Source organism: Brevundimonas bullata (genome assembly GCF_014207965.1).
GTDB classification, from domain to species: domain Bacteria; phylum Pseudomonadota; class Alphaproteobacteria; order Caulobacterales; family Caulobacteraceae; genus Brevundimonas; species Brevundimonas bullata_A.
Genome location: NZ_JACHLM010000005.1, coordinates 281879 through 295722, shown reverse-complemented (window position 1 = coordinate 295722; position 13844 = coordinate 281879). Strand labels below are relative to the sequence as shown.

Below are 13844 nucleotides of genomic sequence, written 5' to 3'. Positions count from 1 at the left end.
CCCGCGAGGAGCCTGGACATGCACGCCGGCCACGCCGCTGCCACGGAGCGCGAAGTGGGATTTTCAGGATCTGCTCAAGCGAGGTTCTCACGCCTCGGCGTCAAATCAGACGCACCCCAAGTCTGATTCACCCGGTTTCGCTTGGCAAGCCGCATAATGTCGGTCTGAGATCCAAACAAAGCTGGCCACGCTCGCGTACCACCTGCCCTCCCGCATCAAAATGACGGCGCCCTGGCCTCCAAGGTTTCTGCGCTGTCAACGCCCAGGCTGACCGCACTGTGCTATTTTACAATCGTCAAATGATCGCGTGCGGGGCGACTAGCGAGCCACGCCGCCAGCCCTGGTGCATCGGCTTTCAAACTTTCGAGCGCCTGAGCAGCGTCTGCACGCCAATCCAACCGCCCCGGCTCCGTGAATGTACGCCGCAGGTCTCTGACACCATCCAATGCCGCATAAGCCCAGTCTCGAAACTCATCGACATTCCAATACGCCACCCGGCCCAGATGCGGCGCGGCGCCGGACTTTGCCTTCTTGGCTGGCGTCACCAAGACCGAGTGGATGGTGCCCCCCACTACGCCCGGCACGTGTTCTCGAAGCCAGTCAGGATGCGAAGCCGCCTGCCGAGCCTTGGTCGCGTCGATCACAGCATCAGGCCCGGCATTAGCGTGGTCTTCGAACACGATGGCCACCTCGCCGGCGCGCCACCAAGGGTCGGGCGACGCATCATCTTCGCGGTTACCAGCCTCGAAACCAAGATGCTCCCCCAACAAGACCTGAGCGAATTCAAAGTCAGCTCCTGTTGCCAACCCTTCGCGAATGGTGGTCTCACGGGCCGTGAAGTCCCGATTATGGATTGTACCCAGCCCCTGTAAATAGACCTCAAGTCGTTCGACTTGCGCCATCACGGTCGCCTGCTCCCTCTCCTCGGGCGTGGGAGCAGCAGCACCGCGCGACAGGCCAATAAGCCAAGGGATCCCAGACGAAGCCTCCTTCGCGTACCGGAACTGGCTGCGAGCCGCATCCTCAAACGTCGCGTCCCCGTTCACAGCGGCTAAGGTAGCGCTACTGCCTGCAAGATAATGCCAAAGCGCCCGATAACCGCGCAGATCGGCATGGGTCAGCTTTCCCAAGACCTCGCGGGCAGATTCGAATGCCTTGGCGTAGTCGCTGTTCCACATGGCCTTTTGCCAAGCGATTTCTTGTCGTGCCGCCTCGGCTAGTTCGTCCATTGCCGGAAAGTCCGCTTGCGTCACGCGGTCCCGAGTTTCCAAAATGCCAGCGTTTGCCTCCTCCCAGTCGGCCTCGTGCTCCAAGAATATCCGGAAATTGTCGAGGATGTCCTGATTGGCGACCTCTGTGGACTGTTGGATTCCGAAATCGAGCTCAGCCTGCAGTTCTGGATGGAAATGGCTGCGCCGGTTGCGATCCGTCAGGTAGGCGGGAAGGTTCTCGCCAGTCACAACCACCGCAGAATAGTCGTTCAATCCACGCGTACACCGACCAACCGCTTGAAGGACGCGCGTCTGGACACGTTCATTGAACAGCAGGTTCGCCCCCATGCGAGCCATCAAAAATCGCTCTTGAAGGTTGGCGGCGCGTGGCAGCCCTTCAACGAAAAGCAAACGGCAATCGTCGTCCGGCAGATCGATACCGTCATATCGATTGGCCACTACCGCCACGGCCTTGGCGGCTCCAGTGAACTCGCTCTTCCGATCTTCGAGATCACTTCCCGAGAAGACCGGAAACTTCAACGTGCCCTCGCAGTCTGCCTTCACCGCCTCGGCGGCGCGATCGCTAGGCGTTAGAACCAAACTGCGTCCCGCTTCACGCATCAGGGTGCGCCGCAACGACAACACGTCCGCCTCGTCCAACGATTTTTCGGGGAAAATGAAGAACCGACGCCCAATTCCCTGCCGATCCCACCCCTCCGGAACTGGAAGGCGAGTGATACTAGACCGGCCTGTGAGGCGTTCGAGGTCGCCGCCTCCGCCCAGAGTAGCCGACATGAAGATTCGCTGCTTAGCACCGGCAAAGGGCGCATGCGCCCAAGTCGGCGGAATCAGCGGCCGGATCAGTATCTCCGATGCAGACAGATAAATTTGGCACGCAGCCAGATGGTTCCGCAGCATGCGCCACCGATAGGAGGCCTTGCCGTCACCAATGTTGGCTTCAATCACACCTCGGAGTTCGGCCGCGATAGCTCCCAAAGCAGCCGTAGGAACCTTGTCTACCCATGTCATATCATTGATCGACTGAGCATTTGACGTTAGGCGTTCATAACTCAGATCGTCGATGGCGCTCTTGAGCGCGCCAGCGACGGCACGAAATAGCTCCTTCTGATTCCCGTCGCTTCGGCTGATCTGCAAGGTCCATTGACTTGCGATGTAGTTTTCCGCCGCATGAGCATCATCGACGATGATAACTTCAGGCGTGTCGAAGAAAGGGTTGGTATTAAAAAGGGCGCTATAGGTGGTTACCGCCACCCGTTCGGCATTGTGGTAAGCTGCCTTAGCAGCCACCGTGAATTCCGACTTGGCTCCGACAAAGGCCTCGACGCTCAGGCCGTATTTTAAGTTCGCCTCGTCCACCACTTGGTTCACTAACTGTCGAGTCGGACACAAATAGACGATACGCTCACCAAATTTGCGCCGCCTCCACTCAGCCAGCAATAAGCCAACGAGTGTTTTTCCGCTGCCTGTAGGTAGCTGGAGAGCGACATCGGGCTTGTTAAGGGCGGTTTGCGTATAGCTCCGCAGAATTTGCCCCTGGTGATCAAGGACACTTGCGTGCTTGCGGCGCGGCAGGTCCCTAAACAGTCTTTCCGGGCTTTCCGGGACGCTGACTGGGGCGGTCGGCTTCTTAAAGGCCACGTAAGTCCTCGATGCGTAAGATCATGAAATCAAGAAGCTTGACCATAGCGGCCCGTGCCCACTTATCAACGCTAAGCTGAGCCAAGCAGAGACGGAAATGGTCAGGTAGCCTTCAGCTCAAATCTGCTTTCGGACGAAAAGTAGCAGCCCCCCATGCTGACTTCAGGTCTCAACGCGAGACATAAGTCAGCGTCCTGCCGCTGATTTCTGGGCGAGTTCTGCGATCCGCTCTTCGCTGATGGCGGCGACTAGGTTTCGGAGCCGGAATACGGATTCAAGCTGCAGCGCCAAGTCTTCCGCGTCGACATCGTATTGGTCGGAATAACGCGCCTCTACATAGGCGCGTTTCAACAGTTCGAAGCGACGACGGTCGGCGCGCTGCTCCCTCGGCCAGGCGGCGGTCAGGCGCTTGTCGGTGTCCTCCGCCAACGACCGGAGGAACTTGATGTTGTGCGATCGCGGAAAATAGAAGGTGCTGACTAGCAGAAAGCAAATGTAAGCGGACTCAGTCGCTTGATGAAGGCGAAACGCCGCGTGCTTTCGAGCATGCCGACTAGTGGCAGCATCCGCCAAATGCTGGCGGGCCTCCTTAATCCACACGTCGATATCGCCCAGCTTCTCATCATAATACCGCTGCGCGGTCTCGTGCGCGTCCTTCGCCGTCATGGGCTGCGGCTGGGCGAACGGATTCCCCGGCAATTGATACAGGACCACGCCGTCGCGCAGGATGTCGGTCCAGAAATACTCGCCCCGGGTCAGGGCCTGGTTCACCTCGGCCATGGTGTGGACGATGATGTTGACCGTCCGCCCCACGGCGGGATCGCGCAGGATCTTGTCCTCGGCGACATACCAGTAGTCGGCGATGTCGGTCAGTTTCTCATGGCTGACGATCACCAGCAGATCGAAATCGGACAGATAGCCGTTGTCGGGTTCATCGACCCAGTCGGTGCGGGCGTAGGATCCGAATAGGATGATCTTCAACACCCGACCGTCACGCCGCCAGGACTGGGTGCCCCCGCCCCCGCTGTGGATCGCGGCGTCAAACTCGGTCAGCAGGGTCGTGCGGACGCGTTCCAGCTCCCGCTGCTGCTTGGCTGGCAGATGGTCGAGATCAGCCCGCATGGCGGCGCCCGCCCTGCAACCGCAGCATCGTCGGTTCGATCATCATCCCTGCCGCTTCCGTTCGCATCCACGCCCCAAATCACTTCTGCAAAAGCCTACCTCGCCGCCCCGCCAAGCGCCACAATGAGGGAGGGTGTCCGCCGGACAGTTGAGAACACGAGAGCTCGCGCGCCGACGCCTTTAGCTTTCGCCTGTACATAGCGGCGGCCAGCCGGGGACGCAGCGACTGTCGCCGGTCCCGTCACCCGAGGCAAGTCACGCATGAAGGGGCGAACCGCGCTTCTCCCTATTCCGGCCACACCCGTTGCACGTCCAAGGCGCCAGGCGCGCTGGGCTGCAAGATCAGGTCTTCGGCAGCAGACAGATCAAGCCAATGCAGGCCCGCGTTTGGCGACAGCAGGACGATCTGCCGGTCGTGATAGGGCGCAATATCCGGATCAGGTTCAGTCGTCAGCATGGCGAAGGCGCCATCTCGAACCACCCCCGCGATCCAGAACCATGGCGCACCCGCCATGGTGAAGAGCCACTTCGTCTTCTTGCCGTGGATCTTGGGCTCGGTGAATTCATAGAAGCCGTCGGAGGGGATGAGGCACCGGGTCGAGTTCGCGAAGGACCGTCCGTCTGATCGGAAGTTGAACACCGGCTTGCCGCCCGGCCCCTTCCACGCCCAGGTCGTCATCGCCAACTGCAGCCCGTCGGCGCCCAGGGTGACGATGGGCGCCCGGTCGCCGATGCGATAGTCGGTCTGCTCCAGATTGGGCTGGCCCTCCGGAAAAATGACCGGCCGCCCCGCATCGCGAAACGGCGCCGCCAGTTGGTTGGCCGGCACGTGTAGGCGATAGCTATTGCACATGGCCGGTTCCTCCTGATCCTTCGCTCAAGGCCACCGATGGGCCTCGGGTTCCGGTCGCTCAATCATGCCCCGCCCTTGGCCTTTCGTCTGGACTCGGCGCGCCGAAGCGCGGCGGCCTGATCCTCGCGATGGCCGTCGTCCCAGAAGCGAGGCTTGAGGGGAATCATCAGCAGTTTGTCAGGAGCCGAACTTGTGCGGCGGCTGACCTCCATCCCGGATGGATAGACGCCGCAGGCCCTACACCGGAACCTCACTTCCCGCAGTGGATCATCGGCCAAGCGCGCCCCAATGGTCCAGACGTTGAGTTCCCGCCCCCTCCGGCAGCCGTCGCACCAGATGAAGAGCGTAACGTCGCGATAGGGCACGACATCGCGCGCCGTCACGCGCTCGGCGGTCCACTCCTCTGGCGACTTCAGATACTGAGGCAGCGACACCATCGGGTCACGCTCCCGTCAGACGTTCGAACAGGGCCCGTCCGTGGGCGGCGGCTTCCGGCGATATTCTAGCCAATTCAGCTGCGATCCGCGCCTGCATGTTCAGCAGAACAGGATCCGCCCGCGCGGACTCCCCATGATGCCATATGGCCATCAGCTGACCGAGCGCGCGGTCCTCGCACGTTGGCTCAGCCAATGTTGGCCGCCTCACAATCGCTTCCATGGTTCAGCTCCAGACCAGCCGACCGACCCGCCGCTGCTCTAAGGCGCCGGCCCATCGACCTCAAGAGGCTTGTTCTCTTTTTGTTCTAACCTTTGAAAAAGACCTGAACCGCCGGCTTGATAGGCACCATAATGAGGGGTGGCAGCGCGCACCGCTCGCAGAGGTAACATGAAGCCAGTCAGTGAATGGATGCGAGCTTCGACGACGTTGTCTGCGTGGTGAGCGCGATCGCCATTGCGGTCGAGAGTGACAGCGCGCCGGCGGCACGCGTCGCTCATCTGGTGGACCTACCCCTGAACGGCATCCTCATACGTTGAAGGACGACGAGCGCTGGCGGGGCTCCGTGTCACCCCGCGCTAGGCGGCTGACCCGCAAGCTGCAAGCCGCCGCCGCCGCCGCCGCGACCACGTTGTCAGCCGGCTTTCGGAAAGACATCTCATCGACCAGAGTCTATCGCGACGAAACAGACGCTGGATATGTGTCAATATCAGACCATAAGTCGGTGGCGATCAAAGGCTGCGAAGGGAAAGACCATGCGCGCGGCTCGCAGTTGGAGTTTGGCTGTATTTGCGCTGGCGCTGACCGCGCCAGCGCTGGCCAAGGCTCAGGCTCAGGATCAGGAGTGCGGGAACGTCGACGCGATCGTACGCCAGGCCTACCCCGGCGCCGTCGCGCAGGGCGAGCGGAGCGTTCGAGCAGGAAACCGAACGCTTACGCTTCCCTCCCCGTCATCCACCGACCCTCACGCCATCGTTTGTCGGCGCTGGCGCGGCCAACCAGGATTGGTGCTGCTGGCTGTGCCGCTCATCGCCCAGGTGAGAGTAGACTCCACTTTGGGCGATCTCGATGTGCTCGTTGTCGATGAGGCCACCAGTAAGACCCGGCACCGGCTCCGCATCCCCCACGCAATGGACGATGACGCTGTCAGAATATCGGGCATCTCGTTCGACACCGCAGCCTATCGGCTCACGCCAGATCGACTCGCGTTCGGCGTGAGGCGCGAATGGGCCGGCAGTTCACGCCCCAACCCGTTCATGGAAACCACACTGTCCCTTTACGAGCCCCGGGGCGGAGCCCTCTCGCCGGTCCTGGACGATCTGATCGTCCGACGCAGCCAAGGGGAATGGGATCTGTCCTGCGCCGGCGAAACCATCATGATCGAGCGAATCCTTCAAATGATCCCGGGCCGGCGCGGGCAAGATATTTCGATCCTGGAACGCATCACCCACAGCACTTCCAAGGAAGCCAAGAGCGGTGAGTGCGGCACGACCGACCAAGCCCTCGCCCCCCGCACGATCCGCCTTTCATTCGACGGCGAGCGATACGACGTTCCCCGCTCGATCCAGCGACGCTGACCATTTGGCTGCAAAGCGCCAGGATCGGCGATCCGTCGATGTCGCTGGTGCGCCAGATGCAGATCCTTGGGACATGGCGGAGAGCGACCATTTGCATGGTTCCCAAGTCGTCCGGTATGCTAAATCGGATCCGACCGGATGGTCGCCTCAAGTGTCCCGACGCAGGCTTCGCTCGCTGTACGCGCACCATCGTAGCGCTTCATCATCATCTTGTAGGTGGCCTGTTGCGGCTGGTATAGCGAACTTGCGCGAGCGAGGATTCGGCGAAGACAATTACCGAGAGCTTCCGGCCATCGACAGCGCTCCGATGAAGTGGATTCCCGTAAGCACCCATGGCGTTTGAGACATACATCGACGCTGCGGTGTCTGCGGGCCTCCTCGAGGTTCACGAGGGGGTGGAGACGCTCGACCAACATCCGCTCCTAAATGGCGCACCCTACAAGGCCTTTCGGCAATCGATCGATCTCGACGAACGTCGCCGGGCGGGGACGTTCTTCTCGGGGCCGGAAATCGCCGACAAGCTAGCCGCCGCGATTCGTCTCAAGGTGTCGTCCGATGCTGTTGTCATGGACCCGACCTGCGGCCTGGGAGACCTGCTTCTGGCCTACGCGAGCGGCCTTCCCATTCGAAGGACGCTAGTGGAGACCCTGGACTTCTGGGGCTGCCGCTTGGCTGGTATGGACACACGATCAGATCTCGTCCGGATGACGAAGGTCCGGCTCCTGTTTCTGGCACGGGCGCGTGGCCGCTTCTCCGAGGCCACCAACGACCTCGACGGCCTGTTTCCGTTGATCGCAGTCGGCGACGCCTTGAAGGACACGGATCGCCTGGCCGCGGCCGATGCCTTCCTGTTCAATCCCCCCTTTGGCCAAGTTCAGTCGGAAACGGAGCAGCCATGGGCGAAGGGGCAGATCAATGCTGCTGCGATCTTCCTCGCGACGCTTATCGCGCATCGAAAGCCCGCTGCGCCAATCGCAGCCATTCTGCCAGAAGTGCTTCGCTGCGGCAGCCGGTACGGGCGGTTCCGAGACTTCGTCTCGGATGCCGGTCTGACCGGCCCTTTCGAGCCTATGGGCCGCTTCGACGCTTGGACCGACGTCGACGTGTTCTGGACACTCCTTCAACCCGGCGTCAAAACGGCGCTGTGGCGAAACATGCAAGCGCCGTGTGCCGATACGGTCGGAGACAGGTTCATTGTCCGGGTCGGAACGGTTGTGCCACATCGGCATGATGAGGTTGGCGTTACTCGCCCTTTCCTGTGTGCGAAGACCACGCCCGCCTGGGCGGAACGCTTTGAGGCGGTTGGCCGAAGACGTTTCGATGGCACCGTCTTCAAACCGCCATTCGTCGTTATTCGGCGGACCTCCAGCCCCAGCGATAGATCGCGGGCGGTGGGGTCGATCATCGTCGGAAACCAAGATGTCGCCGTCGAGAACCATTTGATCGTAGCACGCCCGAAATCCGGGACCCTAGCCGATTGCCGAGCGCTTCTTCGGGTCCTTAAGTCATCGGCGACGACCGATCATCTCAATCACGCGATCCGCTGCCGCCACCTCACCACAGTTTCAGTCGCGTCTCTTCCTTGGCGGGCATCCAATGTCTGACCGGCTGAAGTTCTCGCCCGATATCCTGGCGCGGCTCGGCGAGGAGTTGGTACCTGATATTGACCAGGGTTTGATCGAGCTGGTCAAAAATGCATACGACGCCGATGCGACGGAGTGCCGGATCACACTCCACGATGCGACCGCAGACGGTGGATCGATTCTCGTTTCGGACAATGGGACGGGGATGTCAGAGTCGGCCGTTCGGAACGGTTGGCTCGTCCTTGGTCGGTCGTCGAAGACGCAGAAAAATCTGACGCCGCAGTACAATCGGGTGCCCGTCGGCGACAAAGGGTTGGGGAGACTGGCCGCCCTACGGCTCGGACGCCAAGTGACCATGCGGACCCGTCCCCGGTCTGATCCGGGCCGCGAGTTCGAGCTCGTGCTAAACTGGGATCAGTTCGACGCGGCGACGCTGATCGAAGACGTCGCAATCGACATCACTGAGTCCCCAACCGACCGTCCGCCGGGAACGGACATCTCGATCGAAAGGATACGGGGGCCGATCGGCCGCGGTCCTGTCAACAAGCTAGTGCGGAGCCTTCTGCTTCTCTCAGATCCATTTTCGGAGGAGGGAAAACCGGAGGCCGGCATCCGTACCGATAGCACCTCTGACGCCGTCTCGCCCGACCCCGGATTCAAAGCAGAACTGGTCGCTGACGAGTACGCCGATCTCCAGGCCAAGCTCGGGCAGTCCTACTTCGCCGACGCCGAGTATCGCATTCGCGCGCAACTCGACGCGGATGGCCAAGCTCATTTTAGCGTATTGGACTGGAAGGGCGACACCCTCCACCAGGCGACGCCAAGCGACCTCTACGACGCCCCGCCGTTCGTGTTCGACCTCTGGGTTTTCATCCTGGACGGCAAATCGTTCTCGACCCGCACTTCGACGATGCGAGAGGTCCAAGATTGGCTGAAACACGTGGGCGGGGTCCATGTCTACGAGGACGCCATTCGGGTGCCGCCGTATGGCGGTCTTGGCGACGACTGGTTGGACTTGAATTTGCGCAGGTCGCGCAGCCCCGAAATGCGCCCATCGACGAACACCTCGATCGGCCGGGTGCGGGTCGCGAATCCCCTCCGCCGACTTGTTCAGAAGACCGATCGCATCGGCTACATAGAGAACAACGCGTTCCTCGACATGAGACGCTGCTGCGGGGATGCCTTGGACTGGGCTTCCCGCACCCAGGTCAGGGAACGCGACAAGCGTCGGCAAGCGGAACTGGAGATCGTCCAGCAAAAGACCGAGCGCGCCACTGCCCGGCTGCAGGCGGTTCTCACTAAGGCGGTGCCGACGACAGAACGGAAGAAGGTGGACGACGCCATCGACCTCTACGTCAAGGAGAAGGGGCACGAGACCAAGGCGTTGAGGGAGGAGCTTCAGCTCTATCGTTCGCTCGCCACTGCAGGAATGACGTCAGCTGTGTTCGCCCACGAGATCGGTCGCCCTCTGAAGCTGATCGATAACGGGCTGCAAGCCCTCCAGAAAATGATCCCGGACGATCAGCAGGCCGATGCGGGTCGCCGGATCGATAGGATCATCGCAGCGAAGGCCCGGCTCAATTCCTTCGTCTCAATCCCCCTGAATCTCCTCGCCAAAAAGAAGCGCCGGTCCGGAAAGACAAACATCAACCAGTGCCTGGCCGAACTCGTCGATCTGCTCGCGCCTATCGCTATCTATTTCAAGGTCAAACTCGATCTGGACCTCACTGACCAGTATACGGACATCAACGGAAGCGAGGCGCTGATAGACGGCATCTGTCTCAACCTGATTATGAACTCGATCAACGCCTTCCAGCGCAACGAATTCGCGCAAGCCGACCGGAGAATCCGGATCGCCACGACTTACGATGGATCAACCGTCTCCGTGAGCGTTACGGACAACGCCGGCGGGATCGACGGTCTAGAGCTCGCCGACATCTGGTTGCCGGGCGTGACCACGACGCCAGAGGGCACCGGCTTTGGGCTGACCATCGTTCGGGATTCGGTCCACGATCTGGGCGGTTCGGTTCGGGCGACCGCTTTGACGGACTTTGGCGGCGCGGAGTTCGTGGTCGCGCTGCCGCCAATGCGGGAGCTGTTCAAATGAACGCCTTGACCCAACTCGCCGCGCGCAGCCGTGTCACTGTCATTGATGACGACGCGGACGGCCGTGACGACCTTATGGATCAGCTACGGGATTGCGATTTCGAGCCGAGCGCGGTGATCGGACATTTCGGCCAGGACATCGACCGCCTGCTGGGCGAAGTGACTGCTCAAGCACCCGATTTTGTAATCTGCGACCACAAGCTTCAACCTCAGAACATGGCGTCTTTCCATGGCCTCGAAGTGGTTCGGAGACTCGTCGAGGCCAAGACCGCCGCGATGCTGCTGACCATGTATCAATCAACGGATCGTTTAGAGCTTCGGGCTCATCGGCACGTAGTTCCGATCATCATGGGCCGCGACGCGTTCGACCCGGACTATCTGGGCACGTACGCCAACGTTTGTTTCCGGGAAATCGCCGAAGATCCCGTGGACGAACGCCGTCCGCATCGGACGTTGATTCGCGTCGACTGGATCGACGCCGCCACCCAGAACATCGACGCCGTTGTCACCCACTGGTCGCCGGACCACGCGGTCACTCTTCCAAGGTCCTGTATCCAGCCTTCGATTTTGCCGAAGCTGACGCCAGGCAGCTATCTGCTCGGCGACGTCAACATCGGTGCCAAGTCGGAAGACGATCTTTTCTTCACCAACGTCAACGAGTTGGTAGATCCTCAGAGCATCCACGACCTCGCATGACGGAGATGACGGTTCTCGATGTAGGCCACGGGAACAGCGCTATCTTGCGGAGCGCTGGGCAGGTCGCCGTTGTCGACGCGCCGACCCGAAGCTTGCTGCTGGACACGCTCAGGGACATGGCGATCGAAACCGTCGACGTTGCCTTCATTTCTCATGCCGACAAAGATCATTTGGCTGGGATCGTCGGTCTTCTCACCAGCAAGACCGTCCGAGTGAACACTCTTTATCTAAACGTCGATGCAAACCGACGTTCCCGTCTATGGCGAGATCTTCTAGCCGCTGTTGCAGTCGCGCAAGCCCAGGGCAGTTGCAAGGTCGTGACCAGTCTCTCGTCCACAACCCCAGGCCGCGTGGATGTTGGGGACGCCCGTATCCATGTCGTGGCACCGTCCGCATCCCTAACCCTGACCGGGGTCGGCGGACGAACGCAGGACGATCAGCTCGTCACAGCGAACAGCTTGTCGGCGGTGCTTCGGGTCGAGCATCAGGACGAGCGGAGCGGCGTGCTCCTTGCCGGTGACATGGACGAGATCGGTTTGAAGGATGCGGTGGCTAGTAATGCCGACGTCCGCGCGCGCGTACTCGTGTTCCCTCACCACGGAGGATCCCCCGGCGGGGACACTTCCAAATTTGCCCGAGCAATTTTGGATGCCGTTCAGCCATCAACCGTAATCTTCTCGAACGGCAGAAACCGCCACGAGAACCCTCAGCCGGGGATTGTGGAAGCGACTCTTGCGGCGAAGTGCGCAATCGCCTGTACACAGATGGCCAAGAACTGCAGCGCGAAATCAGTTCCGGGCGACCATCTCGAAGAAGTTCGAGCTCATGGCCGCAAGGAAAACCTCTGCTGCGCAGGCTCGATCACCTTTACTCTGAATGGCGGGGCACACCGTCAATCAAGCCATGGGGCCCGCTTCGACGCCTTCGTAGAATCTGCAGTCTCAACTCCTATGTGCCGACGACGAATAAACTGACTTGCCTCTGTCACCTCCACTGATGCGTGGTTGTTGAGCAAACTCACGCCACCGCAGTGTCATGCCACCGTGACGGCGTCTGGGTACACTCTAGATGCGGGCCTTCTGAAAAGCCGCTTTAAGTCCCGCACCGGCGCGAGATCACCCAAGATCAACGCCCTGCGCCCTTCCAGAAACAACCTGCGCCAGGCCGGCGGCCCCCACGTCGAAACAGACCTGCTGCCCCGGAACCAGAGCCGCCGCCCCAGCCGACACACGGGCGTACTGCTCCACACCGTGGCCGTCCCGCACTATGACAAAGCGCCTCAAGCCCAGTTCATCATGCGCGCCTGCTCTGACGACCTCGCCCGACAGCCGCCCAGGCCGTGCAATCTGCGCGACCCGCCCGCTTTCCAAGCGTCGCTGATTGATGGTCCGAATGATATCCCGCCGGACTTCGAGTTCTCGCAGCGTCGCCTCCATATCCGGACGAAGCCGAAACCGCCGCCCATCCCGCGTCGCCAAGCCGAGTTCTTCGAGGGTCCGCAGCCGCCCTCGCGTCAGGGCCGACCAGGCGTCGGTCCCGCCCACGCCGTCGTCGACGCGCCCCTTCTCGTCGGCCGCTGCAATCAACCTCCGATCCAGTGCCGTGAACCGCTCCGCCTGGGTTTCCTTCCAGACCCTCTGCTCGGCGTCCACGCGCGACAGGTCGCCCAGCCGCTCCTGCGCGGCTTCCTGCGCACGCGCGCGTAGTCCGTAGCTGATGTAGCCTCGGGGAATGACCAGGTCCCGGCCATCCGACCGCCGCCCCCGCACCAGGACGTGAGCGTGCGGCTGGTCGGTGTCGTAGTGACAGGTCGCGATCCATGTCAGGCTGGGCTGACCGAGGTCCGCCCCGACCCTCCCCATGACATCGCGCACATAGTCCTTCAGATCGCGTATCCGTTCACCGTTCTCCGGTGAGACGATCAGGCGGAAGTGGTGCCTATCGCCGCGCCAATCCTGGACGGCGGCACGGGCATCGAGGCTGTCGGTTTCACGGTTGAAGAACTCGGCCCGCTCACCTTCAACGCCGGCCCCCTGTCGGCCCAGATAGACAACATGAGCCGCCAGCGCGGCGCCCCTGGCCGCCCCCTTCCCAAGATGACGCGAGACCAGTGCCTTGACGATGACCCGCTGCCGGACATCGAGCCGAAAGGCTCGGCCGGACCGGTTCTGCGCCGCCCTCAACGCTCCCGCCCGATCCCCCAAGGCGAAGCTTCGCGACGCCGCCAGACGAATGAACATGGCGGTGCGGACGTCGCACAGGTCGCGTTTGAGCCTCCCGGGCAGCTGGACCTGCAAGCCGTCGGCGTCGGGGTGCGGTGCCTGCGCCAAAAGCTCTTCAAATCGGTCACGCACCAACATCGACACCTCCATCCACTGCCTCCGGCGACGACGAGATTCCGCGACTTGCCGCAAGTCGTCAGAGCCTCTCCATCCGCCGCCTAAGTCATGGAGAATATAGCTGAAACAGGACCTGCCGATCTCCTCCTTTTATCTTGCCCAAAGCCCCCTTTTGCAGATTTCCAGGCCTCCTTTTCATCACTCGCCACACCCTGACAAACCTCGTCAAACCTGCGCCGCCCCATAGCCGCGCCATGCGCGTT

General features: G+C 61.4%; 10 protein-coding genes. 5 read left to right on the top strand and 5 right to left on the bottom strand.

All coding sequences use genetic code 11. The features are described 5' to 3' along the window. Window positions 1-281: 281 nt before the first annotated feature. From HNP51_RS14915 to HNP51_RS14900, 4 genes are all read right to left on the bottom strand, one after another. A complete protein-coding gene (locus HNP51_RS14915; protein WP_184271663.1) occupies window positions 282-2870 on the bottom strand; it encodes a DEAD/DEAH box helicase in 2589 nt (862 codons plus the stop codon). Window positions 2871-3056: 186 nt separating this feature from the next. Beyond that, a complete protein-coding gene (locus HNP51_RS14910) occupies window positions 3057-3992 on the bottom strand; it encodes a nucleotidyltransferase and HEPN domain-containing protein (protein WP_184271667.1) in 936 nt (311 codons plus the stop codon). Window positions 3993-4278: 286 nt separating this feature from the next. Next, the gene (locus HNP51_RS14905) at window positions 4279-4845 is read right to left on the bottom strand and encodes an SOS response-associated peptidase family protein (RefSeq protein WP_184271670.1); all 567 of its coding nucleotides are present in this window, start codon (window positions 4843-4845) and stop codon (window positions 4279-4281) included. A 62-nt stretch (window positions 4846-4907) separates the two neighbouring features. Further along, complete coding sequence (locus tag HNP51_RS14900; protein ID WP_184271673.1) at window positions 4908-5282, bottom strand: hypothetical protein; 375 nt, start codon at window positions 5280-5282, stop codon at window positions 4908-4910. Between the two features lie 753 nt (window positions 5283-6035). Here HNP51_RS14900 and HNP51_RS14895 point away from each other — a divergent pair. The 5 genes from HNP51_RS14895 (at window position 6036) to HNP51_RS14875 (ending at window position 12216) form a co-directional block, all read left to right on the top strand. Then, a complete protein-coding gene (locus HNP51_RS14895; RefSeq protein WP_184271676.1) occupies window positions 6036-6857 on the top strand; it encodes a hypothetical protein in 822 nt (273 codons plus the stop codon). 332 nt (window positions 6858-7189) lie between these two features. Continuing rightward, complete coding sequence (locus tag HNP51_RS14890) at window positions 7190-8461, top strand: N-6 DNA methylase (protein ID WP_184271679.1); 1272 nt, start codon at window positions 7190-7192, stop codon at window positions 8459-8461. Beyond that, a complete protein-coding gene (locus HNP51_RS14885; RefSeq protein WP_184271682.1) occupies window positions 8454-10547 on the top strand; it encodes an ATP-binding protein in 2094 nt (697 codons plus the stop codon). The genes HNP51_RS14890 and HNP51_RS14885 overlap by 8 nt, the downstream gene beginning before the upstream one ends. Further along, a complete protein-coding gene (locus tag HNP51_RS14880) occupies window positions 10544-11242 on the top strand; it encodes a hypothetical protein (RefSeq protein ID WP_184271685.1) in 699 nt (232 codons plus the stop codon). Before HNP51_RS14885 ends, HNP51_RS14880 begins: the two co-directional genes overlap by 4 nt. After that, window positions 11239-12216 carry a ComEC/Rec2 family competence protein gene (locus HNP51_RS14875; RefSeq protein ID WP_184271687.1) on the top strand — a complete coding sequence of 326 codons (978 nt, stop codon included), beginning with the start codon at window positions 11239-11241 and terminating at the stop codon, window positions 12214-12216. Before HNP51_RS14880 ends, HNP51_RS14875 begins: the two co-directional genes overlap by 4 nt. A gap of 141 nt (window positions 12217-12357) precedes the next feature. Here the strand turns inward: HNP51_RS14875 and HNP51_RS14870 are convergent, their stop codons facing one another. Further along, the gene (locus HNP51_RS14870) at window positions 12358-13614 is read right to left on the bottom strand and encodes a DUF3363 domain-containing protein (RefSeq protein ID WP_184271690.1); all 1257 of its coding nucleotides are present in this window, start codon (window positions 13612-13614) and stop codon (window positions 12358-12360) included. Window positions 13615-13844: the final 230 nt, after the last annotated feature.